The following is a 25,977-nucleotide window of genomic DNA, read 5'->3' on the forward strand; positions in this document are numbered from 1 at the left end:
TAGTTTTCAAAGAACAATGATTGTCACTCACAAGCGACTTTATTAATTTACCACATCCACACTTGCGATGTCAACGTTTTTTCAAAAAATTATAACCGTCACTTACGAAAGCTTTTTAAGAATGTTTCGCAGCGACGGTTATTAATATACCAAGTATTTTTATTTAGGTCAATACCTTTTATTATTTTTTTGAAATAATTATGAGACACGATAGCATCTATGAAACACGCCATTACCTTTAGTTTCTACATTGACTACTTCGATTAAATGTTTTTCGATTAGATATTCAATCAGTACAGCTAAATCTACTGAATAAGGAATTAAGTCTTTTTCGTTCATAATTTCATTAAACAGCCAGAATTCCTTGCCACGTAATACATCTAATAAGTGAGCAGTTCCAATATTGGTTCTGGAGTGAATCAGAAACTCACTAGCCAAGAACAAAAGCTCCAGTCGTTTTTCTAATGTCTCTTCGCTATTGACTAGTTCTACATACAATTTATAAATTTCCGGCTCTATTTGTTTTACCTGGTGCCAAACCGTAAGTTCGGGATGCAGACCATTTTCAATAACAGCTAATCGAGCTAGATGGTGTAAGGAATGTACAACATAGTTATATGCATCAAGAAATTGACCACTCTCAAACAACGCTTTACCATCTACATAACGGCGAATTAATTTAGCAAATTCTAAGCCCATTTTTACCTTTCTTCCATTGAAAGGAAAGTCCCGGAGCTCTGTTTTTAAATTTAAAACATACTCATTTCTGTCAAATAAAATTTTTGCTTCATGGATCCATTCAAATATCTTTCGGTTCGTCCCCAAAAGAAGCCATTCCTGAAGCTGTGATTCTGACACGATATGCATTGCAGCCTTTTTGTCATCATAGGTATAATGTTTAATAAATAATGACTGGTCCGCCTCTTTTACAATTATCAACAAAATAACATCAAACGAATCAGTAATATGACTTGATTTTTGCTTTTTTTCGACCAACAAAACCCCTAGTGTATTGGATTGACTCGCCCTTTCTTGATAAATAGGCCGAAGGATGTCTTCCATTCATCATTCCTCCATTTTATTCAGGTAGAATTATATGTTCGACAGTGAAATCTAATTTCCTTCTTTCCCAAAAGACAATTTTCGACATTCTTTGTATTTTTTCTTCGAAAATAATTATGGTATAGTTTGTCTAGGAGGGAGAATCATGGCAAAATATTCGAGTAAAATAAATAAAATACGCACTTTTGCATTATCTTTAATCTTTATTGGGTTCATTGTTATGTATATTGGAATTTATTTTCGGACTTCACCAATTATTATGACCATCTTTATGCTTTTAGGGCTACTTTTTATTATCGCAAGTACGATTGTTTATTTTTGGATCGGGATGCTTTCAACCAAAACGATTCAAGTAAAGTGCCCAAGCTGTGGCAAACCTACTAAAATGCTTGGCCGGGTGGATATGTGTATGCACTGCCGTGAACCATTAACATTAGATCAAAGTCTTGAAGGTAAACAATTTGATGAATCCTATAATCATAAAAAAGAAGAATAAAAAGAGGATGACTAAGGCCGATTGGTTTTTAACCAAAAGGTTTTAGTCATCCTCTTTTTTAGACAAAAGAACCATTAAATAATCAATGCACTTCTTTACTAGCACATTCAGGACAGGACCCGTAAATCTCCATACGATGGTTATCCACTTTAAAGCCTGTTACATGCGAAGCAAGGTGCTCGACCTCGTCGAGACCTGGATAATGAAAATCAACTATTTTCCCACAGCTTTGACAAATTACGTGATAATGATGGGAAGTGACAAAATCAAAACGAGCCGATGCATCCCCATAGGTTAATTCCTTAACAAGTCCAACTTCACGAAATACCCGTAAATTATTGTAAACTGTTGCCACACTCATATTAGGGAATTTCCCTTCGAGGGCTTTATAAATTTCATCCGCTGTAGGATGTGACATGGAGTTTATTAAATATTCAAGTATCGCATGACGTTGCGGAGTAATTCGCACACCTGTATCCTTCAGGGTATCCAACGCTTCTTTTAACTGATTCATCGCCATGCACCTTCTTTCTAAAAGATATTATTAGATTATAATTGTTATAATTAATTTTACTAGGTCTTTTGTACGTTTGTCAATATTGTAATCTAATAAACACTGCTTGTTATTAACTATTACCATGTAAAGTTTGTTCATTCTGTCCTAATTGATAATTAACATATCTTGCTGTTACAAACAAGAGGTCTGAAAGGCGGTTTAAATAAGCTAAGACCAATGGATTCACTTCTTCACCTAACGAAACTGCACACCGTTCCGCTCTCCGTGCGATTGTCCGGGCTACATGGAAAGCAGCCCCTGCGGGATGTCCCCCTGGAAGAATAAAATTAGTTAGTCCTGGCAGGGTTATATCCCAATCATCAATTTGTTTTTCTAATTGTGCTATATCAGAATCTGCAAGCTTCCATTTTACTTCCTTACCTTGAGGTGTAGCCAATTCAGCCCCGACATGGAAAAGGTTTGTTTGTATTTTATGATATACATTTTCAATTATTTCTTTCCCTTGGAAATTTTCACCTTTCAAATAACTTAAAGCTAGACCAATCATAGAATTTGTTTCATCACAAGTTCCATATGCTTCGACCCGGATATCATTCTTAGCTACCCTTTGGCCGTAAATCAAGGAAGTCGTGCCTTTATCACCTGTTTTAGTATAGATTTTCATCTGCTTACCCCCATTATCAATTTATAATTACTATTTACTTATGTAAATTAGAGTTGCGCCATTTTCTTCATCTTAACACCTATACTTATATTTAGAAAAGTTGTAATCAAAGATATTCATTAACATAAAAAAAGGGTCACTATGGACCCAAATAATTTTATCTGAGGAGGTATGCCCTAATAGAATGATATTCAATTACGCTTTTCTTGCATTGGACAAATGCCTTTTCTTTAGAAAATAGGCTTTCTTTCAAGTATGTAAATGACTATCCCCAAAGTGCATCGATTCCTTGATATCCGAAGTAAATTCCAAAAACAACTAAGGATGCACCAGAAAAAATTGATATGGCGATTAAACTTTTAGCGCTGAGAAGTTTTCGGAACCCAGTTGTAAGGGCCGCCACAAATAGATCCCAAAAAGTCAAGCCAAGAAAAATCATACTGCTATAGATTAAGAGTGACTCTGTACCATTTGTTTGGGCTGTTTTCGCAAGGACAGACCCATAAATCCCAAGCCAAAAAAGGATTGATAACGGGCTAGTAATCGATAATATAAACCCGGTTAAGAAACACTTGTATAGAGGCTCTTTATTTCGACTATATGACAATGTGATCGTATTGGCATTTTTTATACTTTCAAAGCCTGAGTATATAAGAATAAATCCACCAAACAGCCAAAGGAAAATTTGCACAATAGGGATGCCAAGAAAGTGAACCATCCCTAGGTATACCAAAAGCATGAAAATTCCATCTGCCATCATTGAACCAACCCCAACAATCCAAGCGTGCCAAAATCCATTTTTAATCCCTTTATCCAGGCGAGCTGAATTAACCGGGCCGATCGGAGCTGCTAAGGTAAATCCTAGAATGATATAACTGATTAGTATGTTAACGCTCAATAAAACCACCACCTCTTGTTTTATAACTTGTACATACTTATGAAGGAATTAGCCAAGTCATGTCCAAAAAAGTGTGCAGAACGTAAAGATGGATGTACGTCTACCCCTGCATCAAAATAACAGAGAAAGGAATAATAATATTATTTAGTTGCGATTGGAGGAAATAAGATGAAATCCACTGAAAACGCGTTATCCATTTTTGCTCTTGGCGGTATTAACGAAATCGGAAAAAACATGTATGTGGTTCAGTATGAAGACGATATTTTTATTATTGATTGTGGTGGTAAGTTCCCTGATGAAAGCTTACTGGGGATTGATTTGATTATTCCTGACATTACCTATTTAGAGGAGAATCAGGACAAAATTAGAGCATTAATTGTAACTCATGGCCATGAAGACCATATTGGCGGTATTCCTTATTTCTTGAGAAAGTTAAATGTACCTATTTATGCAACTCGGTTTACACTTGGATTAATCGAATTAAAAATTGATGAACATAGACTAAGAGGGGATTCTAAACTTATTACGATCGACTCCAATTCACGATTGGAATTCGGCAAGGTTGAAATTTCCTTTTTTAAGGTAAGCCATAGCATACCCGACTGCCTCGGAATTGTCTTTCATACACCTGAGGGGAATGTGGTTCATACAGGTGATTTCAAATTTGATTTAACACCGGCCAATAACCAATATGCCGATATACATAAAATGGCAGAAATAGGCCAGCAAGGGGTCTTAGTTTTAATTTCGGAAAGTACCAATGCTGAACGTAAAGGGTTAACACCTTCTGAACAGATGGTAGGTTCCCACATGGACGAAGCCTTCATAAAGGCTAGAGGGAAAATCTTTATCTCGACGTTCGCATCAAATGTCAATCGGGTTCAGCAGGTGGTTGAATCCGCGTTAAGGACTAATCGTAAACTGGCATTACTTGGCCGCAGTATGGTAAACGTTGTGGATGTTGCCATTGAGCGCGGTTATTTAAATGTTCCAGAAGGGATGTTAATAGACCCTGGTGAAGTAGATAAACTACCGGCTGAAAAGGTAGCCATTCTTTGTACAGGCAGTCAAGGAGAGCCAATGGCAGCCTTGTCCCGCCTAGCAAGTGGAAACTTCCGTGATGTCGCGATTTACCCAGGAGATACGGTGGTATTAGCTGCATCCCCGATTCCTGGTAACGAAAAAGATGTTTCAAAAATTATTGATAATCTATTTCAGCTTGGTGCTAAGGTCATTTATGGTTCTGGCAGCACGACCGGAATGCATGTTTCCGGTCATGGATATCAGGAAGACCTTAAGCTTATGCTGACATTTATGAAACCGACCTATTTCATTCCTATTCATGGTGAATACCGCATGCTGCATCATCACCGTATGTTAGCTGAATCTATTGGAGTGGAAAGAGACAAAACCTTTATTATTAAAAATGGAGAGGTTGTCGATATCAAGAATGGAGTTGCCCGTCAGACACGTTCCGTTCCAGCTGGAGATACATACGTAGATGGGATGGGAGTAGGGGATGTTGGGGATATCGTATTACGGGACAGAAAACAGCTATCTGAAGATGGAATGCTCGTTATTGTTATCACCATTAGCAAGGGCGACCGAAAAATTATTTCGGGGCCAGATACCATTACTCGTGGGTTTGTATATGCCAGAGACTCGGATGAGCTCCTTAAAGAGGTTAATCGCCTTGTTAAAAAGACAGTGAATGACATGCAAACTGAAAATATTCGCCAATGGAATGTGATGAAACAAAATATTAAAAAATCCGTTGGACAGTATTTATTCACCCAAACGAAGCGAAAACCAATGATTCTTCCAATAATTATTGAAATTTAATAAAAAAAGGATGTGCACTTAAATAGTGTCACATCCTTTTTTATTAGTTATTTAAGTCATGTAGTCCGGGACTATGTTCGTTTGGCATGTCCGGCAGAACCGGAACTGGATACCCATTTGGAGGAGGTACAACTTGAAGTGTGCCATCATTCCGGCTTGGAGACTGCCCTTGGAATATTTGGCCTATCAGGGTGTCATCTAATCTGAAATTGAATTGAGCATTATGGAAACCCATTTCAACATATTTACGACATTCAGGATACTTATTAATATCGTAATTAGGTACTGGGAAAATTTTTGCCCAATCGACACCTAATGTTTCTAACGCCTTGGCAAATGCATTTTGGTGTGCATTATCTCTGACAATCAAGAAAGCTAAAGTTTCTCTAAAGGTCTTATTGGAGCTCATCTCGTAAATGCGGGACTTTTGCAGAACCCCTGTAGATTCCAACACCAGATTGTCCAATAAATCACTTATTAAGTTCCCATGACTATAAACATAGTTTCCATTCCACGGATTACCAGCAGCATCCACAGGCAAGGAGGCCTGCGCTCCCATAATAAAGTGATGCGGATTTGCGTGTTTGATTGCCTCTTCAAGTGGAGCGCCAGTACTTCCCCCTGCCCCTACCGCATCTTCTCCAGAGCCATTTAAGAGTTGATTGATGGTCGTTTGGACAAGCTCGACGTGGCTAATTTCCTCCAGGAAAATACCTCTAATTAAATCGCGATATTGCTTTTGGTTCCCGCGGAAGTTTGAACTTTGAAAAAAGAATTGCATCATCGTCCGCATTTCCCCAAATCTTCCGCCTAAAGTTTCTTGAAGAACCTTTGCTGCAGACGGATCTGGCTTATCCGGGACAATCATGTTTATTAAATCTTCTTTATAAAAGTACAAAATAATACCCCCTAAAATTTGATTCGAATACCTGTTTAGCATTTCCAAACTATTACCGCTTAACCAAATCATTAAGGGGATTTTTTGCGAAAAAATGCTGAAACAAATCAAACTTTTTAGGGGGGGAAATTAGATTAAATTATCCCTTACATACTGCAAGGCTTCTTCTACATGTCCTTTAACCTTTACTTTGCGCCACTCTTTTACTAACTTACCTTTCTTATCAATAACAAATGTAGACCGTTCAATTCCCATATACTCTTTTCCAAAGTTTTTCTTTAACTTCCAAACCTCATACATTTCTGCTGCTTTATGTTCTTCATCAACTAAAAGCAGGAACGGCAGATTATATTTTTCGATGAATTTTTCATGCTTATCTTGAGGGTCAGGACTAACTCCTAAAATCACGCAATCTAAATCAGTAAAGCTTTGATGGTAGTCACGAAAGTCACATGCCTCAGTGGTGCATCCCGGGGTCATATCTTTTGGGTAGAAATACAAGACGACATTTTTACCTCTAAAATTTGCTAACCTAATACTTTCCCCATTTGTAGCCCTTAATTCAAAATCCGGTGCTTGATTTCCAATTTTAATTGTCATATAACTTCTTCCTTTGCTTAGTTCATTTCTAGTACATGTGTGGTTAAACACTCTATATTCTTAGCGTAACCAAACTGTCTAAATAACACAACTAAACACCATCAAAACAGCTATTTTTCATTATTAAGCACTACTCTTGCCACAAAGGCTGCAGGCAACGTGTAACCAATTAACGCTTCAATGACGGCAATCATTCTTCCTAATCCTTGAGGCAGGACATCTCCATTACCTACAGAAAAGAGCGTCATCGCACTGAAATAAAAGCTTGATTCAAAAATATTATGATGAGGATGATTTACTTCACGCAACATCGGTATACCGATTAAGTTAAACAAAATGTAGATCATACCAAAACCGAGGATGATTGTTAAATAGACAGCTCCTAAATATAAAAAATTCTCAATAGAAGCAAATTTCCCTCTAAGCGTGTTAGGAATAAATAATGTTCGCAGACTCATAAAAATGCAAAATATAACAATCGGGAGCAAGAAATAGAACAGAGTAACCACCCCTAATAGGAATACGCGTTATTCTATTCCTATGCAGGCTTGACCAATAAAATATCCATTGCCGGGCATAGTTCTATTTTTATAAAAAAGAAATGGTTTTCTGCTTAATTCCCTGCACCTCGATATTTTTTCACTCCTTGATTCCAGAGCATAATTGAAAGAATAAAGAAAATAACCCCAATGACTGGCGTTAGAAATGAATACCAGTACCATTCTTGTTTTCCAAGAAAAAAGGCCGCAGGGTACACACCCACAAACGCAAATGGTAATATCCACGTTAAAACAAAGCGAATTAATTGATTATATATATTTACCGGATATCTGCCGTAACTGCTGATATTATACATCATGGGCATCAGGGACGTCCTTGCATCAGCCCAAAAGCTAATACATGCAAGCAAGATAAAGATGCCACCATATACAAGTGCTCCACCTATGACAAAAATAATAAACAAGATCGGGTCATACCAATCTATATTTAAATGAAGCCTGCTGCCGGAATAAAACATGATGACAAGTCCTGTTATTGCTCCTAACAGCGATTCAAGTTCAAGTCGTTCTAGAATAATCTGAAAGAGGCTGTGGATTGGTCTTGTTAAAATTCGGTCCAATTCTCCCTTTACAATGTAGCGCTCGTTAAAATCCCATATATTAAAAAAGGCTGAAAAAACCGCATATGGGACTAAGAAAAAGCCGTAGATAAAAATAATTTCATCCCTTGTCCATCCATGCAGTAATTGAGTATGCCCAAAGACAACTAAGATGAAGACAAGATTAATGGCTTGCGAGAGTAAATCGGAGAAAAATTCTACCAACACATCCGCACGGTATTGAAACCTTGTTTTCAGATATTGTGATAGATATTGAAAAAACATGGATAAATAAAACACAGATTAACCCCCTTGAATAATCAACTGTTTTTTCGCTAGATGCCAAAGTAAATAAATTGGCAGCAGTAAGATGATTACCCAAATAAATTGCTGGCCGATAGCTGCTAACGCCTGATTATGAGAAAAACCTTTAGTAAAAATCATACTCGGCGTATAACTAATTCCCTGAAATGGCAAAAAGCCCATTATGGTTTGTGCCCATCCAGGAAAAAAACTAATAGGCAGTAGAAGACCGGAAAACAAATCAATCACAACACGTTTTGCACGAATTAGACCGGCATTATTATATAAGAAGAAAGTGGTTATTCCCGTTAATAAATTAAGCTCCGTATTTATAAAAAAACTCAATATAATAGAAATCGCGAACAATCCCCAAACACTAAGATCCCAAGTGAATTGAATAGGGAAAATAAAATAAACGATAATAAGGCCAGGTGCAGAAAAGAAGAAAAGCCTAAAGATTCCTTCTCCCAAGCCCTGCATCGTTTTCATCCCTAAATAGTTGTAGGGTCTGATTAGTTCAATCGCAACTTTCCCTTCCATGATTTCCTGAGCCATTTCACGGTCAAGATTATTAAAATAGAAGGCCCTTGCCATCCAAGAAACAGCTACATACGTAGTCATTTGGACAACCGAAAGTCCTTGGATCTGTTCTTTCCCGCCATAAATAGCCGTCCAAAGAAAATAATAAACCCCAATATTAATACTATAAATCAGAATCCCCGTGTAATAATCAGAGCGATATGCCAGCATCATTAAAAAACGGATTCTAATCATCTCTAAATATTTATCCAACTTCCACAGCACCCTTTTCATAAATTTTCCGAATGATTTCTTCTGTCGAAGTTTCGTTTATTTTTACATCTTTAATTTGAAATGAAGCCACGACCTGGGCGATTACCTGTGAAATTAATTCTTCTCGATCCTCTACTGTAGCAGTAAAGATTTGGTCTTTCTGATTTAATTCCCATGCCACCGGCAGGCCGCTAGTGATTCTTTGTACAGCAGGCATGTCGACTGCCTCAAGAAATTGGAATTGCAATTCCTTCTGATCGCCCCACTTTTCCTTAAGTTCCCTCAAAGCGCCATCATAAATTACTTTTCCTTCATCAAGCATGACAACTCGCTCACACAATGCCTCAATATCAGATAGGTCATGAGTTGTCAGTAGAATGGTAGTGTTATACTTTTCATTGATTTCCTTTAAAAATTCTCTGATTTTTAGCTTCACCAGCACATCTAACCCGATGGTCGGTTCATCTAGAAACAGCAATGGAGGGTTATGAATTAAAGCAGCTGCAAGCTCACAGCGCATTCTTTGACCTAATGACAACTTTCGAACCGGCTTGTCCAAAAGTGGTTCAATATCCAATGTTTTAATAACATGATTCATATGCTGTTCGTATTGTTCGTCGGATACTTTATAAACCTTTTTCAACAGGCGGAATGACTCTTGCACAGCTATATCCCACCATAATTGCGAGCGCTGCCCAAAAACAACGCCAATCGTTTGTACAAATCGTTCCCGTTCCTTATGTGGATTCATCCCGTTTACAATGATTTCACCGGATGTCGGCGTTAGAATTCCCGTCAGCATTTTAATAGTGGTCGATTTCCCCGCACCATTTTCGCCAATGTACCCCACCATTTCTCCTTTTCTGACTGAAAAATTAATATCATTCACCGCGGGGACTACTTTATAATTACGAGTGAATAAATCCCGGAACGCACCTTTCAAACCGGAACGGCTGGAGTAGGCTTTAAACTCTTTTCGTAAATTTTTAACTTGTATTGCATTTTCCATTAATTTTCCTCCTGACACATTGCCCTAAATAATAAGTTTAGCCAAATAATTTCATTTAAACAACTATCCTTAATTACAACAAATTTCCGAAAATATAAAACAGATAGAAGTCAACTTAAAAAGTGTTAAAATAAAGAGATACGTAATTAAGGAGGAAAGATTGTGCGATTTATTAATTCAGAAAGATTACATAATGAGGCATTAGAACACATTGTAGGCGGAGTTAACAGCCCTTCAAGGTCTTACAAAGCAGTAGGCGGCGGTTCCCCTGTAGTCATGGAACGTGGACAGGGAGCTTATTTTTGGGACGTTGATGGCAACCAATATATCGATTTTCTTGCAGCTTATGGCCCTATTATTACAGGCCATGCCCATCCACATATAACCGAAGCGATTAAACGTGCTGCAGAGACGGGAGTTCTATACGGAACTCCAACCCCTCATGAGGTCAAATTCGCTAAAATGTTAAAGGAAGCCATTCCATCCTTAGATAAAGTTCGATTTGTTAACTCCGGGACAGAAGCCGTAATGTCCACCATTCGTGTTGCCCGTGCTCATACCGGTCGTGATAAAATTATTAAGTTTGCTGGTTGTTATCATGGACATTCCGACCTTGTTCTAGTTGCCGCAGGTTCAGGCCCATCAACACTAGGAACTCCGGATTCAGCAGGTGTGCCAAAGAGCATTGCCCAAGAAGTCATCACTGTTCCATTTAATGATATTGAACCATTTAAACAAGCGTTAGAAAAATGGGGAGATCAGGTTGCCGCTGTATTAGTGGAACCAATCGTTGGAAACTTCGGAATTGTTGAACCGAAACCAGGCTTCTTACAGCAGGTAAATGACCTCACCCATGAAGCAGGTGCACTGGTTATCTATGATGAAGTAATTACAGCCTTTCGTTTTATGTATGGTGGTGCTCAAGATTTATTAGGGGTACAGCCGGATTTAACCGCGTTAGGTAAAATTATTGGCGGCGGACTACCAATCGGAGCATATGGCGGCCGCAAAGAAATTATGGAAAAGGTTGCACCATTAGGAACAGCCTACCAGGCAGGTACGATGGCAGGAAACCCTGCCTCCATGCTTTCTGGTATTGCCTGCCTTGAAGTATTAAAACAAGACGGAGTTTATGAGTATTTGGACCAGTTAGGAGCTATGCTCGAAGAAGGAATCATCGATGCTGCTAAGGAAAATGGTATTGAGATAACCATTAATCGTTTGAAAGGGGCTCTAACTGTTTATTTTACAAATGAAATAATTGAAAACTATGAGCAGGCTGAAAAAACTGACGGTGAAATGTTTGGTAAATTTTTTAAACTGATGCTGCATCAAGGTATTAATCTTGCACCATCAAAGTATGAAGCTTGGTTTTTAACCATTGCTCATACAAAAGAGGACATTGAAGCTACATTACACGCGGTAAGAAATGCATTTTCTTCACTTAAATCCGAATAATTATACATTTTTTATGCACCAAGGGGAGTGGAAAACACTCCCCTTTATTTTTTAAATATGGATGAAAACGGTTACATAAACCTGTTTCTTCCTAAATTTGCATAATTTTTAGTACACTTTTTTATCCAAAATAATGTATATTTATTTGATTTCTGAAAATTCTTGTGATAATATAAGCTTATTATTTCTTTTTTTGAATCTTTAACTTTAACCTAAATAAAAAGTTAATTAATTCATTCTAAAAATAGACTCATAATCCAAAAGTTTCATAGGAGGTGAAACGGCTTTAACGGTGATCCGATGAAGCCAAGTATAATGTCACAAAACTGGACCCCTTCCCTATTTAAAGATTTCCATAAGCAAGAACATGATGCCTGTGGAATTGTTGCTTGCCTTGAAAAAAACAAAATCCCAACAAGAAAAAATATTTTTGACTGTATAGAAGCCCTTGTTACCATGAACCATCGTGCTGGTTTTATTAACGGCGAAGGTGATGGTGTTGGAATCCATATGGACATTCCTACGAAGCTTTGGAAACAAAAGCTCTCTTCAGCAGGCATTAAGGAAAACCTTGTGGACCAAGAGGATTTTGCTGTAGGTCATATTTTCATCAGCCAACAGGTTAACTGGGATTCTACCAAACAAGAACTACAAAAAAAGCTAGAAAAATACGATCTTGCCTTAGTTTTTGAAACAGATAAAGTTACAGACTCTTCAGCACTAGGCCCAATTGCCATCCAAGAAAACCCTGTGTTCTGGCAATTCGCCTGTGTTTCTACAAAAAAGGGTCAAGAACTGACCAAGAACCTTTTTGATGCCCTTATTGACATTGAGACAAACGAGCATGTTCATGTCGCATCACTTAGTCAAAATCATGTCGTATATAAAGTAATGGGTGCAGGAGATATTTTGCCTCGTTACTATCATGACTTAGCGAATCCACTTGTCGCTTCAACTATGACACTAGGACATAATCGTTATTCAACTAATACTCTATCAAGCTTTTTCCGAGTGCAGCCATTTAGTGTACTAGGTCACAATGGTGAAATTAATACAATTGCCAAGCTTCGTGACGAAGCACGAATGATCGGAGTGCCTTTAGTTAAAGACGGAAGTGACTCCCAAGATTTAAGCCGTACGATGGAGACATTAATCTCTCGTCACGGATATTCTTTATTTGAAACAATGGATCTTTTGTTCCCGCCAATCATTAACGAAATCAAGGCATATCCTGAACATCTTCAGGATTTATATACGTATCTTCGTGAGGCATGGGGGCATTTTGCTCAAGGACCAGCAGGTATTATCTCCCGCTATGGTGATGAGGCTGTATTTAGTGTGGATGCATTAGGATTACGTCCACTATGGATGCTTGAAACCGAAAGCTCTTATCTTTTCTCCTCTGAACCTGGAATTATTCCTTCAAGTGAATATGTCAATGATCCGAAACCATTAGCCCCTGGTGAGAAGGTTGGGTTTAAATGGAATGGCGATACATTAGATGTTTACGAGCAAAATCGTTACCAAAACGAAGTATTTAACCGTTTCAATAACCGCTTAAGCTTAAGTGATTCAAGAGTAAGACTTCAGCCTCCAACATTAAATAAAACTGTTACAATGAGTTATCCAGATAAAATTCATAATGGACAATATAAAGCATTTGGCTGGGAACGTGATCATATCCAACTAATTGAACAAATGGCAGAAAAAGGTGTAGAGCCGATTCGTTCACTTGGTCATGATGCCCCGCTTGCAGCACTAAACCCTGAACGTGTTAATATCGCTGATTATATTAAAGAAAGTGTTGCCGTGGTAACGAACCCTGCTATTGACCGTGACCGAGAGACAGAGCACTTCTCTACCCGTGTAATTATTGGGAAACGGCCAGTCTTGTTTTCTGCGGAGAAAACAAATGCAGTTATTGAGCTTACTACTCCTTTACTATTGGAAGGAAAAGCCGGTTTCACCTGTGCAGAAGAATTAGGACAGCCAAGCTTTGATCAGTTAGCCCAATATTTCCAAGAGCAGAAATTAGCTGCCTTTATTTCAACTACCTTTGCTGCAAACGAAAAATTAGATGAAGCATTAGAAAGACTGGCAAATGAAGCGGTTCAAGCGGTTCAAGCTGGCAAAACATTGCTGATCCTTGATGATGCGAAAGCACACCAAGAAGATTCTTACTGGATTGATTCACATTTAGTAACTTCTGCGATTGATCAAGCATTAGTAAAGGCCGAGTTAAGAAGAGACTGTTCTTTACTACTACGTTCAGCATCAATTCGCTCACTTCATGATGTTATTACAGTATTCGGTTTAGGAGCAGATTTGATTAGCCCATATTACATGTTCTTAACCGTTCAAGATGAAACAACAAAGCCGTTAATCAACCTATATAGTGCTTTAACAAAAGGGTTAGAAAAGGTTATTTCTACGATTGGAATTCACGAGCTGCGAGGATACGGCAGACTGTACTCAAGTATTGGGTTACATGATGAAGTTGCTAAAGTATTAAACATCGTAAACTTCTTTGGTTCAAATGAAATTAAAATGGATTTCGAAGCAATGAAGCAGGACTCTATCAAAAGAGCAGCAGATTACCAGAATGATAAAGAAAGAGTCGGCAAAACGTTCCACCTCTTCCCTCGTATTTGGAAAGCCATTGGAGAGGTTGCTTCTACCGGTGACTATACCGCATACCGCGATAAAATTACTGAGCAGGAAGAGCAAAATCCGACTACCATTCGTCATTTAGTATCACTTAAAAAGAGTAGCAAGCAAGTATCACCAGAAGAAGTGGATCTTCGTGTTGGAGAACATGATCTACCATTCTTAATTTCTTCCATGTCATTTGGCTCGCAAAACGAAATTGCCTTTAGAGCATATGCCGAAGGTGCTGATCGTTTGAATATGGTGAGTTTGAATGGTGAAGGCGGCGAAATTAAGGATATGCTAGGTAAATATCCTAAAACAAGAGGACAGCAAATCGCTTCCGGCCGTTTTGGAGTAAATGCGGAATTGTTAAACTCTTCAAACCTATTAGAAATTAAAATTGGTCAGGGTGCAAAACCTGGTGAAGGCGGACACTTACCTGGATCTAAGGTTACAGCAAAGGTTGCTGCCGCACGTAACGCAACACTTGGATCTGATTTAATCTCACCATCCAATAACCATGATATCTATTCAATTGAAGATTTGGCACAAATGATTTTAGAATTAAAAACAGCCAATGACCAAGCTAAAATTGCGGTTAAGGTACCTGTCGTACCAAACATCGGTACTATTGCAGTCGGTATTGCCAAAGCTGGTGCAGATATCATCACACTAAGCGGCTTTGATGGCGGCACAGGTGCGGCTAGAATCCATGCCCTTCAATATGTTGGTTTACCAGTTGAAATTGGGGTAAAAGCAGCTCACAATGCCCTATTAGAAAGTGGACTTCGCCAAAAAGTAGAAATTTGGGCTGATGGTGGTATGAAGAGTGCAAATGATGTTATCAAAATTATGCTTTTAGGTGCTAACCGTGTTGGATTCGGTACATTAGCAATGCTATCAATTGGTTGTACAACTTGCCGCGGCTGTCATTTGGATACTTGTCATGTTGGGATTGCTACCCAGATTGAATCAGAAGCACAAGCAAAAGACCATGGACTACGTCGTTTTGTTCCAAGACAATTCGATTTAGCCGTTCAAGGAATTATGAATCTCTTTACTGCATTTGGTTCCGAATTAAAAGCTCTTGCTGCTTCATTAGGAATTAAAAATTTACAAGATGCAGTCGGCCATTCTGAATTATTAGAACAGATTAAGGGAGATAATCAACTAGACCTTTCTTACCTGTTAAAATCGCTTGAAATTGGTCAATTTGCAAAAGTTGAAGCTTCAAAATCAATGGAAGAAGTTCAAATGCAGGTGGCTGCAGGTGCGGAATATCTTGATGCAAGTGTAGATCAACTTCATTCATCACGTGAGTTCTTAAGTGTAACATCTGAACAAAGAGTATTAGGCAGCCGGGTATCATGCCACCGCGTCCGCGGCAGATTAGATGGTTCCTATAAGCAGCTGGCACCTGTTCAGCTTAAGTATAAGGAAGGCTCTATCCCTGGTAATGGATTAGGTGCTTATAATAGTGAAGGAATTGAAATTACTGTCAATGGCGGCGGTCAAGATGGTGTTGGAAAAACTTCCTTCGGCGGTAATATCCACGTTCTTAAGTCTAAAGGTAAAAATGGCCGTTATCTCAATGGTTCAGTTGGTAAAGGGTTCGGTTACGGTGCTCAAAAAGGTCTTCTTGTTGCTCAAGGAAATGCTGATGCTCGTGCAGGAATCCGTCTCTCTGGAGCTGATTTAATTATTGGCGGTGCTCTAAAGAAGCCTCTCCCAGAAAACGAAGCTGGAAATATTGGCGCAAACGCAAATATCAAAGGATTTGCCTTTGAATATATGACAAATGGCCGCGGTCTTGTTCTCGGAGACCCAGGTCCATGGATTTGCGCAGGTATGACTGGTGGTGTTGTATATGTCCGTCAGCAGCCTGAAATGGGGCTAACTAAAGAGGCAATTGAACGCCGTGTTGCAAAAGGTGCCAAAGTTTCTGTTCTAAATTTAGATGAAAAGGGTAAAAAGGATATTAATGAACTATTAGGTCAATATACTGCTCTACTGGCTCAAAATGGTCAAACTGAAGAGTCAGAACAGCTTAGAAGCCTTTTAGTAAATCCAGAAAATCACTTTGTACAAATTCTTCCTGTAAAAGAGCAGGCAGATCCATCTGTATCAACAGAATGATTTCTAATTAGGCAAAAAACGTCCGCTTTTGATAGCGGGCGTTTTTTTACATTTTTTTAATCTAAACTGAATATAAATTGTTATAATATCTCTTGATAATATAGGGTAAACATTGTATAGTACATATTTGTTATCAATTGAACAGACAAACGAACATTTGAAAGGAAACTAAATAAATGAAGTTAGGTGCCCGCATCTTAAAAACGGGAATAGCCATTGCATTATCCCTTTTCATTGGACAGCTGCTGCATTCCCCATCCCCTGTCATGGCCGGGATTGCTGCCATCTTTGCGATTCAACCAACCATATATCGCTCTTATTTGACCATTATTGAACAGATTCAAGGAAATATTATCGGGGCTTTGTGTGCGGTCATTTTTGTTCTACTTTTAGGGAATCACTTTATTGTGGTTGGATTAGCCGCTATTATCGTCATCCTAATAATTCTTAAACTTAAATTAGAGAATACAATTGGCTTGTCACTGGTTACCTTAATCTCCATCATGGAATTGCAAACCGGTAATTTTATACAGTTTGCCGGTATCCGCTTCTCTACGATTATGATAGGGGTATTTGCAGCTTTTTTAGTCAATCTTATCTTCATGCCGCCCAAGTATGAAAATAAACTTTATTTTAAAATTGTTAATACTACCGAAGAAATTATTAAATGGATTCGGTTAAGCACAAGACATGACTATGATCATCAATTACTTAAAGCAGATATTAAGACATTTAAAGAGAGCATTCAAGCAATGGAGCAGCTGTACACGATGTATAAAGAGGAGCGCAGCTATTTTAAAAAAGTGAAGCTTGAAAGGTCTCGAAAGCTGGTTATTTATCGACAATTAAATTTGTCAGCAAAAAAAGCCTTGGATACTTTAAAAAGGCTGCACCGCTTTGAAAACGAACTATTACAGCTTCCCGAAAGCTTTAAACAGAGCATTCAAGATCAGTTAGACAGCTTAATTTATCATCATGAACAAGTTTTACTTCGCTTTATTGGTAAAGTCCCTATTCCTTCCTCATGTGACAAAGAAACAAATTACATCAATAAAAAAGAATTGTTCGATTTCTATTTAAAACATGTAAGAGAAAATGATGATTATGAAAGTCCGCACTTATATCATTCCATGCAAATAATCGCAACAATAATCGATTACGGAGAACAGGTCGAGCATCTTGACACCTTAATAACCAGCTTTCATTCCTACCATCAAAACGAAGTGTCAGTTGAAGAGACACACGATTAAATGAAAGAACCCAAGCATTTTCTGCTCGGGTTCTTCTTTAATTAGTTTGTCCTCTGAAGCTCTCCATTCAGCGAGTTTTCTTTATTTTCAAGCTGCTGAACCTGAAATAACTTATAATAATTTCCTTGTTTAGTCATTAATTCCTCATGAGTCCCAATCTCGACAATTTGACCATGTTCGATTAGGACGATCCGATTAGCATGAGTTATAGTCGATAAGCGATGGGCGACAATAAAGGTGGTCCTATCCTTTGCCAGTTCCTCTAAAGCTCCCTGAATGAGATGTTCACTTTCTAGGTCTAATGCTGATGTTGCTTCATCTAAAATTAAGATTGGAGGATTTTTTAAAAATACCCTGGCTATTGCAACACGCTGCTTTTGCCCGCCTGAAAGCTTCACTCCCCGCTCCCCAACTTTTGTGTTGTACCCTTCTGATAGGTTTAAGATAAACTCATGAGCGTTCGCAGCTATAGCTGCTTGATACACTTCTTCTTCAGTGGCACCAGGCTTCCCTAATAAAATATTATCTTTAACGGATTCACTAAATAAAATATTATCTTGAAATACAACACCTATTTTATCTCTAAGCGTTTGAACCTTAAATTCACCGATATCCACTCCATCTAGAGTGATTCTCCCTTTGGTTACATCATAAAAGCGGGGAATAAGACTAACGAGGGTTGACTTTCCTCCTCCACTCATTCCTACCAGTGCAATCGTCTCGCCTTTTTTAACATCTAAATGAATGTCTTTTAATACCATCTCTTCCTCTTTATCATAAGAAAAGGAAACATGTTCGAAGGATATATCGCCTTTTACGTCAGTGCACTCTCGAGCTCCTGGCTTATCCACTATGTCATATTTCTCGTCCAGAAATTCAAATACTCTGTCCATTGAAGCAAATGATTGAGTGATTGTAGTTGATGAATTTACAAGTCTTCTTAAGGGACTATATAGTTTATCAATATAGGCAAAAAAAGCGACCATTGTTCCAAGTGACAATTGATGCTCAATCACTAGATAGGCCGAGTATCCAATTACAATTAATGGTGCGATATCAGTAATAGTGTTAACTACTGCAAATGACTTGGCATTCCAGCTTGTGTGCTGTAAGGCTTTTTCTAAAAAGTTTTTATTCCGCTTATCAAACTGAGTTTGTTCAAACTTTTCTATTGCAAAGCTTTTAATAACTGGCATTCCTTGGACTCTTTCGTGCAAATAACTTTGTACCTCGGCTAAAGCTTGTGAGCGATTCCTTGTTAATTTCCGAAGGTTTCCAAAAAAATACCGTACAGAAAAGGCATAAAGCGGAAATAACAAAATGGATACCACGGTTAATTTAACGTTCATATAAAACATAAAAATAATGGCGATAACAATCGTGGCAATATCAAGCCAAAGATTCATTAATCCTGAAATAACGAAAGTCTTCGTCTGCTCTACATCATTAATCACGCGGGAAATGATTTCTCCAGCACGGTTATTTGAAAAATAGCGAAAACTAAGCTTTTGAATATGGGTGTACATCTGATCTCGTATATCATATAAAATTTTACTTGAGGTCCATTGAGCAAAGTACTGACGATAATATTCAATCGGTGGTCTGAGGATGACAAAGACCACAATCATAATGCCCAAAATGAGCATTAGTTTATTAAGTTTTTCGTCATGGGATAGCCTGTGATTCCCAATAATATCATCGACCACATATTTGATTAGCATAGGAATAATCAACGGGATGGAAAATTTCACAAGACCGATAATGATCGTCCATAAGATTTGTAAACGATACGGTTTAACAAATTGCAGGTATCTGCGAATACTACTCAAACAATCCCCCTCCATTTTATCTAAAATATTTAAACAGATAAGAACCTGTTGCTCTCGGAACAACAGGTTCTTTTACAGTTGGTTACCGTCTGTAAGTTAAATAACGTTCATACCAAATATCAATAAAATCCGGTGCAAAAGGGCCGTTACGCTGCCGAATCCATTGAATTAGTTTATCTACATTTCTTTTTAGAATTTTATCAATGACATCGGGATAGTTCATTTCACGACGATGCCGTTCATACTCATCTTCGTCTAGTAAGTTAAAGGTCATATCAGGATACACTTTGATATCGAGGTCATAATCAATATACTTTAGTGCTTCACCATCAAATATAAAAGGTGAACTAATATTACAATAATAGTAAATACCGTCTTCACGGATCATTCCAATTACGTTAAACCAGTATTGTGAATGGAAATAACAGATTGCTGGCTCTCTCGTAATCCATGTTCTCCCGTCCGACTCTGTTACAAGTGTCCGGTCATTTCCACCAATAACTAAATTTTGCGATCCTTTTAAAACGGTTGTTTCTTCCCAGACGCGATGGATGTGCCCATTGTGTTTATAGCTATGTATTTGCATTGGCTCACCTTCTATGGGTACGACCATTTTCTCCCCTACCTTCATTTCTGAACGCTTTGAAACCTACTCTTACCATTTACATACGACAAAAGGTTACAAAGTAAAATTCCTATTTTCTATTATTATAACGGTTAAGACAAGAATTTAAAACAAAAGAGCCAGAATTCACTGGCTCTTTGTAAAAAATTGTGTGATTTTTCCTGGTTTTAGGTTCAAAAACTACAGGGATGGAGTTAAATTCATTTCCCGATAGGAATTGATAACTTCTTCTGTTTGCTTTTCAAAAATAATTTGTATCTCTTTCAGCTCTTTTTTCATGACCTGGATATCGTTTTGAACACTCTCCAGATTGGTTGCATTTTGTAATGCCTGCAGTTCTTCCTCTATTTGCTGGCATCGCTCAAGTTCAGCTTGCAGATATAGCAATTTTTCCATGGTCGCCATTTGTTCGGAAACTAATCGGTTAAAGTGATCCATTTCCCTCACCGCCTTTTTTAAGCTACTATATGTATTCTTGAACAACAGTATTTTCCCTTTGACTTTTTCTGTAGACATAAGAGAAGTTTTGTCGAACCTCGAAAAGCGGAAGCGCCTTGGTCAGCCCCGACAAGCGTAAGCCAAGCCGGCGAAAGGTTGCTTTTTAACCTTTTGGACGGCTTGGCTTACGACCTCGAGGGGCTAGGCGCTGGAGCTAGACAATTAGAAAAGCGGAAGCCCCTTGATTAGGGGCGACAGGCATAAGACGAGCCGGCGAGAAGGTTGTTCTTTAACCTTCTTGACGGATTGGCTTATGACCCCGAGCCCCTAGGCGCTGAAGCTAGACAATTAGAAAAGCGGAAGCCCCTAGGCACTGGAGCTGGACAACTAGAAAAACGGTAGCGCCTTAAAAACAGGAAAGAAGGCACTCTTACGAATGAAGAGTGCCTTCTTATTAAGAACTTAGATTAGCTTTGGCCGAATTGACCGCTATTTTGGTTCTTACGAGATTCAGCTTGTTGATTTTGTTGTCTTACTTCTTGAGCGTTTGTTTCGCTTGCGAATTCAGTTCCAAATGAACCTTGAGAACCGCCTTGTGCAGATTGAGCATTTTGCTTTCTTACTTCTGCAGCATTCGTTTCGCTTGCGAATTCAGTTCCAAATGAACCAGCAGAACCAGCACCAGCTGATTGAGCGTTTTGTTGTCTTACTTCCTGGATGTTAGTTCCTGCTGAAGTTTTGTTTGGCTGTTGATTGAAGTTTGCCATTGATATCACCTCCACGAAATTAATATGTCCCGCCTCCGTGGAGAATATCCAAAAAAGTTTACTTAAAAAATTATTTAAAAATAATTTAAACGAGTAATGAAATACCACCATCTACAATAATCGTTTGTCCTCTGATCATACTGGATTCTTCGGATAAAAGGAACATGACACTATTAACGATATCATCAATTTCCACCATCTTACCTGCAGGCGTTTTTTCCTTAGCCTCTTGAAGAAGCTCTTCTCTATTAGGAAAGTGTTTTAATGCTTCGGTATCCACTGCACCGCCAGATACGGCATTAACAATGATATTTTTTTGTGCTAATTCTACTGCTAAATAGCGGGTTAACGCTTCAAGGGCTGCCTTAGACACACCTACAACCGTATAATTTTCTAAATAACGAATGGATCCGAGTGAGCTAATGCTGACAATTTTTCCTCCGCCGTTTCTTTCCATTAATTTTGCTGCTTCCTGGGCACAAAATAAGAGTGCCTTACTATTGATATTTAACGTCCAATCCCAGTGAGATTCTTCCAATTCCATTACTGGACGCTGAACACCCGAAGCTGCATTATTTACAAAGATATCTAAACGACCAAATTCTTGATCGATTTGCGCAAACATATCTTTTATCTTAGCAACGTCACCTACATTGGCTTTAACCACCAATACTTTTCTGCCCATCGCTTCAATCTTTTCCGCAACCTCTAAGGCAGACTTTTTACTACGTGCATAGTTAATTACAATATCGTAGCCCGCTTCTGCTAAGCGAAGGGCCGTTGCCTTTCCTATCCCTCTACTGCTTCCCGTAATAAGTGCAACTTTTTGTGTCATATAAAAAAATCCCTTCTATGTAATTTTTTAGAAAGCTTGAAACGCTTCACTTTTCTATTCATTTTATCTTTTCCATGAATAGAAGACAATTAATATAAAACACTAAAATGAAAGACAAGTTAGGGAGGAGTTTAAAGTTATGTATGTAGGCCGGGATATGACAGAACTTTCAATGATGGAAAAAACCGATTGGAAGGATAGTGAGTTAGCTTTTTATCATCATTCATTTCAACAAATCGCACCCTATCTTAACAGTGAGGGGCAGACGATTCATCGAGAAATTATTGAGGAGATTGAAAACCGCGGCGGGTTGAAACGCCAAGAAGCTGATTATACCCATGGAACTAAAACGGTATATGATTAATATACTTAAAAGAGGAATAAACGCATGAAGCAGCGTTTATTCCTCTATGGAATTTAGGTACATTTGGTAAATTTTTTGATAGGACACAGGAAAGGCATATTCCTCCATTTGTTCAAAGGAGACAAGCCTCCATTCCTCACTTTCCTGAAAATCTTCGGAAAGTGTCCCTGTATAAACCATGATGTTCCATACTAAATGGGAAAAAACATGATCGATTTGACCAATAATTTTTTCGAGAGATGGCTCTAACTGCAGCTCTTGATTAAATAGGTTAACAATCTGTTCCCGTTCATTTTGCAGGCTATGATGCAGCTCAACACTTGGAAATTCCCACAAATTTGCAAGCAATCCGCTTGAAGGCCGCTTATGGATAAGGATTTTTCCTTCTGCGTTTGATAGAACTGCAGCCGCAAGTTGAACATTCCTTGTTTTTGTTTTTTTAGTTTTAACTGGAAGCTCTTCATGTACGCCTTCGGAAAAAGCTTGGCAATGCTCTCGAACGGGGCATAATAGGCAAGATGGCGATGTAGGGGTGCAAATTAATGCACCAAGCTCCATCAATGCCTGGTTAAATGCCGATGGATCATCATGTGAAATTAATGCTCGGACTGCCTTTTCAAAAACTTTCCTTGAAGATGGTTTTGCAATATCATCCCAAATCGAAAGAATCCGAGACAATACTCTCATCACATTTCCATCGACAGCAGGCTCAGGAATACCATATGCAATACTTAAAATCGCACCAGCCGTATAAGGCCCTACTCCCTTTAGTTCAGCGATTTCCTCTGGTGTACTTGGCACTTCTCCATTATATTTCTCTCTTACTTCCTTTACCGCAGATTGAAGATTTCGCACCCGAGAATAGTAGCCGAGACCTTCCCATGCTTTAAGCACTTTGTCTTCATCCGCATCAGCCAATGCATCAATTGTCGGAAACCATTCAATAAAACGATTGAAATAAGGGATTACTGTATCAACTCTTGTTTGCTGAAGCATTATTTCTGAAACCCAAACTTTATAAGGGTCCTGATCTTTTCGCCACGGCAAATCACGTTGTTCCCTTTTAAACCAGGTAATTAAGTCATTTTGAAAGGCATTTATATTGATTTTTTCAGAATTTTCATGTTCAATAATCATAACTTTTGTTCCTCCAGATTGTTAAACACCTCGAAAAAAGGGAAAATAAAAAGAAAAGCGCTATTGCGCTGGCTGGACAATTTTTAAAGTCCATTTATTAACGATAAGCTAATTTACCTTTTTTGACAAGATTATTTTAAAGGAGGAATTTCCTGTTGGATACTGGAACTCATGTAGTAATGGGTATTGCTTTAGGTGGTCTAGCAACGCTTGACCCAGTAGTTGCCGGCAGTCATGCTACGGCTGTAAGTGTATTAATTGGGACCATTGCAGGTTCACAAATACCAGATATTGACACAGTATTAAAACTAAGAAACAATGCCATCTATATTCGAAATCATCGTGGAGTTACCCACTCCATTCCTGCAGTTATTTTATGGCCGCTCCTTATTACAGCGGTTATCTATCCATTTTTCTCAGGTGCAAATTTATTGCATTTGTGGGCCTGGACTTTTGCTGCTGTTTTTATCCATGTTTTTGTTGATATATTTAATGCCTATGGGACCCAAGCCCTTAGACCCTTCTCTTCTAAATGGGTAGCGCTCGGAGTCATTAATACATTTGATCCCATTATTTTTGCTATTCATGTTATCGGTATATTTATTTGGATATTAGGAGCAAAACCAGGAGTTACCTTTTTAATTATGTATGCTGTCATTCTCGCATACTACATTCGGAGATTTTTAGCGAAGATGAAAGTCTTAAAGGATGTAAAAAATCTAATTCCAGACGCCACTGAAGTGATTATTGCACCAACCATGCGATTTCATCAATGGAGAATTGCAGCAATGAATAAGAAAGAATTTTTTGTGGGGAGATCGGTAAATCAACATGTCGAAATCCTTGACCGGTTTATCCGAGTCCCTGTTCCTAATACCCCTGTAATTGAAGCGGCGAAGAAAGATAAAAACCTGTCAGCCTTTTTATCATTCTCCCCTGTCTATCGATGGGAGGTTGATGAATATAGCAATTTTTATGAAGTCCGATTTATTGACTTACGTTATCGAAGCAATGGTCACTACCCGTTTGTTGCGGTTGTTCAATTAGACTTAGATTTACAACCAATTAGCTCTTATACGGGCTGGGTGTTTAGTGAGAAGAAATTACGAAAGAAATTGAGTATCATTCCCAGTTAAGAAGGGCTAACATTATGCCCTTCTTTTTATTGTGTAAGAAATTTTTTATATTTAGGATTTGTTGCAACAAACTCGTGAAGCTTGTCACCGTAGTTTTGAATCCATTGGGTAACAATCCTGTCTGCCATCTCACTGCCCTTGTATTCCCATCCCGCCTTCGCGTATGAGGTTTCAAAATCATCCCATAATAACTCCACCCATGTCCGGGCCTGATCATAACTTAACTGTCCGTTTTTATCCATTAGCAACTTAATAAGTCTTCCATGGTATTCATTCATCTACAACACCTCATTACCATTTTCTTATAACATATCCTTCAAGCAATAAGCCATACTAACGTTACGTGGTTAGCACTTTGAATATGATGCTTTTCACGTTTTTCTCATTCCCTAATTGGAGGTAAATCATGAGAAATAAGGCAACGAATTTCCCAAATCAAAATAATAACAAACTTGAGGGAGAACCGCGCGCTAAAGCGGAATATGCTTCCACAAGAGCTGACGGCAGCATTAATACTCATCCGCAAGAACGCATGCGTGCTTCCGGGGAACGCGATGACGAATCACCGCAAGCAGTCTGGAAGTAGTGAAGAGCGAAAGCGCCTTTGACCAGGGGTAAAGGCTGAAGTCAAGCTGTCGAGAAGGCTTTTTTTAGCCTTCTTGACGGATTGGCCTAGATCCTCTTCGAGCTTGCCAATTCGCAAAGTATAAAAGGACAAACCAGAAGTATACTCTGGTTTGTTTTACTTTAAGGGCGTTAATACCGAGATAGGCAAAGCTTCTTCTTTACCGTTACCTTTTAAACGGTAACCCCATGCAAAAACACCGTTCATATAATCAATCTTAAAATACTGTCCAGGGTCCCCTTCAATTTGATAAATTTCCCCTGGTAAAAACGCGGCGGGGTCCATCATATAAGCTCGTGCCATTTGTACTTTTCTTTCAAGAACAGCAAATTCATTAACCATACCCATTTGCTCCGCTTTTTTTGCCTTTTCCTTAAGATTGGCAATCTCTTGTCTTAGTTCATATTCATTCATTTCACTATAGCGTTGCTCCTGCTGCATGTAAGACCACTCTCCTTTTTTTTTATTTCAGTATATAAAATCTTTACAATTCGTCTTTACTAGGTCTCATTCGGACAACAAGCATCAAAATTCACCTTGAACTGTCC

The 25,977-nt window shown here is 38.4% G+C and carries 26 protein-coding genes; 8 read left to right on the plus strand and 18 right to left on the minus strand.

From position 1 onward, the window contains the following. Positions 1-198 precede the first annotated feature (198 nt). On the minus strand, positions 199-1,062 hold the full coding sequence (locus V7077_RS14990) for a nucleotidyltransferase-like protein (protein WP_335503180.1): 864 nt from the start codon (positions 1,060-1,062) through the stop codon (positions 199-201). A gap of 142 nt (positions 1,063-1,204) precedes the next feature. On the opposite strand from V7077_RS14990, the gene V7077_RS14995 reads away from it, so the two are divergent. Continuing rightward, on the plus strand, positions 1,205-1,558 hold the full coding sequence (locus V7077_RS14995) for a YgzB family protein (protein WP_335503511.1): 354 nt from the start codon (positions 1,205-1,207) through the stop codon (positions 1,556-1,558). A gap of 82 nt (positions 1,559-1,640) precedes the next feature. Here the strand turns inward: V7077_RS14995 and perR are convergent, their stop codons facing one another. The 3 genes from perR to V7077_RS15010 all read right to left on the minus strand — a co-directional run bounded on the left by perR (position 1,641) and on the right by V7077_RS15010 (position 3,637). Then, a complete protein-coding gene (perR, locus tag V7077_RS15000; protein ID WP_335503182.1) occupies positions 1,641-2,078 on the minus strand; it encodes a peroxide-responsive transcriptional repressor PerR in 438 nt (145 codons plus the stop codon). A gap of 106 nt (positions 2,079-2,184) precedes the next feature. Next, positions 2,185-2,739: a cob(I)yrinic acid a,c-diamide adenosyltransferase gene (locus tag V7077_RS15005; RefSeq protein WP_335503184.1), complete on the minus strand. Its 555-nt coding sequence runs from the start codon at positions 2,737-2,739 to the stop codon at positions 2,185-2,187. Between the two features lie 265 nt (positions 2,740-3,004). Next, positions 3,005-3,637: a LysE family transporter gene (locus tag V7077_RS15010; RefSeq protein ID WP_335503187.1), complete on the minus strand. Its 633-nt coding sequence runs from the start codon at positions 3,635-3,637 to the stop codon at positions 3,005-3,007. 168 nt (positions 3,638-3,805) lie between these two features. Between V7077_RS15010 and V7077_RS15015 the strand changes: the two genes are divergently transcribed. Continuing rightward, positions 3,806-5,479, plus strand: a complete 1,674-nt coding sequence (locus V7077_RS15015) for a ribonuclease J (protein ID WP_335503190.1) — start codon at positions 3,806-3,808, stop codon at positions 5,477-5,479. A gap of 43 nt (positions 5,480-5,522) precedes the next feature. Here V7077_RS15015 and V7077_RS15020 read toward each other — a convergent pair whose 3' ends face one another. From V7077_RS15020 to V7077_RS15045, 6 genes are all read right to left on the minus strand, one after another. Further along, on the minus strand, positions 5,523-6,377 hold the full coding sequence (locus tag V7077_RS15020) for a manganese catalase family protein (RefSeq protein WP_335503193.1): 855 nt from the start codon (positions 6,375-6,377) through the stop codon (positions 5,523-5,525). Between the two features lie 129 nt (positions 6,378-6,506). Then, positions 6,507-6,977, minus strand: coding sequence for a thioredoxin-dependent thiol peroxidase (bcp, locus tag V7077_RS15025; RefSeq protein WP_335503195.1), 471 nt, complete (start codon positions 6,975-6,977; stop codon positions 6,507-6,509). Positions 6,978-7,087: 110 nt separating this feature from the next. Beyond that, positions 7,088-7,435, minus strand: coding sequence for a potassium channel family protein (locus V7077_RS15030; protein WP_335503198.1), 348 nt, complete (start codon positions 7,433-7,435; stop codon positions 7,088-7,090). 155 nt (positions 7,436-7,590) lie between these two features. Next, positions 7,591-8,376 (minus strand): ABC transporter permease, encoded by a 786-nt coding sequence (locus V7077_RS15035; RefSeq protein ID WP_335503201.1) that lies wholly within the window; start codon positions 8,374-8,376, stop codon positions 7,591-7,593. Positions 8,377-8,379: 3 nt separating this feature from the next. Further along, a complete protein-coding gene (locus tag V7077_RS15040; RefSeq protein WP_335503204.1) occupies positions 8,380-9,171 on the minus strand; it encodes an ABC transporter permease in 792 nt (263 codons plus the stop codon). After that, positions 9,164-10,180 (minus strand): ABC transporter ATP-binding protein, encoded by a 1,017-nt coding sequence (locus V7077_RS15045; protein ID WP_335503207.1) that lies wholly within the window; start codon positions 10,178-10,180, stop codon positions 9,164-9,166. Before V7077_RS15045 ends, V7077_RS15040 begins: the two co-directional genes overlap by 8 nt. Positions 10,181-10,342: 162 nt before the next feature. On the opposite strand from V7077_RS15045, the gene V7077_RS15050 reads away from it, so the two are divergent. From V7077_RS15050 to V7077_RS15060, 3 genes are all read left to right on the plus strand, one after another. Further along, a complete protein-coding gene (locus V7077_RS15050) occupies positions 10,343-11,638 on the plus strand; it encodes a glutamate-1-semialdehyde 2,1-aminomutase (RefSeq protein ID WP_335503210.1) in 1,296 nt (431 codons plus the stop codon). A 315-nt stretch (positions 11,639-11,953) separates the two neighbouring features. Next, positions 11,954-16,423, plus strand: a complete 4,470-nt coding sequence (locus V7077_RS15055; protein WP_335503213.1) for a glutamate synthase-related protein — start codon at positions 11,954-11,956, stop codon at positions 16,421-16,423. Between the two features lie 176 nt (positions 16,424-16,599). Further along, on the plus strand, positions 16,600-17,673 hold the full coding sequence (locus V7077_RS15060) for an FUSC family protein (protein WP_335503216.1): 1,074 nt from the start codon (positions 16,600-16,602) through the stop codon (positions 17,671-17,673). 41 nt (positions 17,674-17,714) lie between these two features. Here the strand turns inward: V7077_RS15060 and V7077_RS15065 are convergent, their stop codons facing one another. From V7077_RS15065 to fabL, 5 genes are all read right to left on the minus strand, one after another. Next, on the minus strand, positions 17,715-19,502 hold the full coding sequence (locus V7077_RS15065; RefSeq protein WP_335503219.1) for an ABC transporter ATP-binding protein: 1,788 nt from the start codon (positions 19,500-19,502) through the stop codon (positions 17,715-17,717). Between the two features lie 82 nt (positions 19,503-19,584). Continuing rightward, on the minus strand, positions 19,585-20,115 hold the full coding sequence (gene ntdP, locus V7077_RS15070; protein WP_101647593.1) for a nucleoside tri-diphosphate phosphatase: 531 nt from the start codon (positions 20,113-20,115) through the stop codon (positions 19,585-19,587). Positions 20,116-20,307: 192 nt separating this feature from the next. Then, complete coding sequence (locus tag V7077_RS15075; RefSeq protein ID WP_335503222.1) at positions 20,308-20,565, minus strand: YgaB family protein; 258 nt, start codon at positions 20,563-20,565, stop codon at positions 20,308-20,310. Positions 20,566-21,032: 467 nt separating this feature from the next. Continuing rightward, positions 21,033-21,332: a gamma-type small acid-soluble spore protein gene (locus V7077_RS15080; RefSeq protein WP_335503224.1), complete on the minus strand. Its 300-nt coding sequence runs from the start codon at positions 21,330-21,332 to the stop codon at positions 21,033-21,035. A gap of 85 nt (positions 21,333-21,417) precedes the next feature. Further along, a complete protein-coding gene (gene fabL, locus V7077_RS15085) occupies positions 21,418-22,167 on the minus strand; it encodes an enoyl-[acyl-carrier-protein] reductase FabL (protein ID WP_335503227.1) in 750 nt (249 codons plus the stop codon). A 139-nt stretch (positions 22,168-22,306) separates the two neighbouring features. Between fabL and V7077_RS15090 the strand changes: the two genes are divergently transcribed. Then, positions 22,307-22,531 (plus strand): hypothetical protein, encoded by a 225-nt coding sequence (locus tag V7077_RS15090; RefSeq protein ID WP_335503230.1) that lies wholly within the window; start codon positions 22,307-22,309, stop codon positions 22,529-22,531. A 36-nt stretch (positions 22,532-22,567) separates the two neighbouring features. Here V7077_RS15090 and mutY read toward each other — a convergent pair whose 3' ends face one another. Further along, positions 22,568-23,668 (minus strand): A/G-specific adenine glycosylase, encoded by a 1,101-nt coding sequence (gene mutY, locus V7077_RS15095; RefSeq protein ID WP_335503233.1) that lies wholly within the window; start codon positions 23,666-23,668, stop codon positions 22,568-22,570. Positions 23,669-23,823: 155 nt separating this feature from the next. Here mutY and V7077_RS15100 point away from each other — a divergent pair, with 155 nt between their 5' ends. Beyond that, on the plus strand, positions 23,824-24,804 hold the full coding sequence (locus V7077_RS15100) for a metal-dependent hydrolase (RefSeq protein ID WP_335503235.1): 981 nt from the start codon (positions 23,824-23,826) through the stop codon (positions 24,802-24,804). Between the two features lie 26 nt (positions 24,805-24,830). Here the strand turns inward: V7077_RS15100 and V7077_RS15105 are convergent, their stop codons facing one another. Beyond that, on the minus strand, positions 24,831-25,082 hold the full coding sequence (locus V7077_RS15105) for a YfhJ family protein (RefSeq protein WP_335503237.1): 252 nt from the start codon (positions 25,080-25,082) through the stop codon (positions 24,831-24,833). Between the two features lie 128 nt (positions 25,083-25,210). Between V7077_RS15105 and V7077_RS15110 the strand changes: the two genes are divergently transcribed. Beyond that, on the plus strand, positions 25,211-25,390 hold the full coding sequence (locus V7077_RS15110) for a small, acid-soluble spore protein K (RefSeq protein ID WP_160725438.1): 180 nt from the start codon (positions 25,211-25,213) through the stop codon (positions 25,388-25,390). A 156-nt stretch (positions 25,391-25,546) separates the two neighbouring features. On the opposite strand, the gene V7077_RS15115 is transcribed toward V7077_RS15110, so the two are convergent. Continuing rightward, complete coding sequence (locus V7077_RS15115; RefSeq protein WP_335503239.1) at positions 25,547-25,870, minus strand: YfhH family protein; 324 nt, start codon at positions 25,868-25,870, stop codon at positions 25,547-25,549. Positions 25,871-25,977: the final 107 nt, after the last annotated feature.

This window comes from Neobacillus vireti (assembly GCF_036962465.1).
In the GTDB taxonomy this organism is placed as follows: domain Bacteria; phylum Bacillota; class Bacilli; order Bacillales; family Cytobacillaceae; genus Neobacillus; species Neobacillus vireti_B.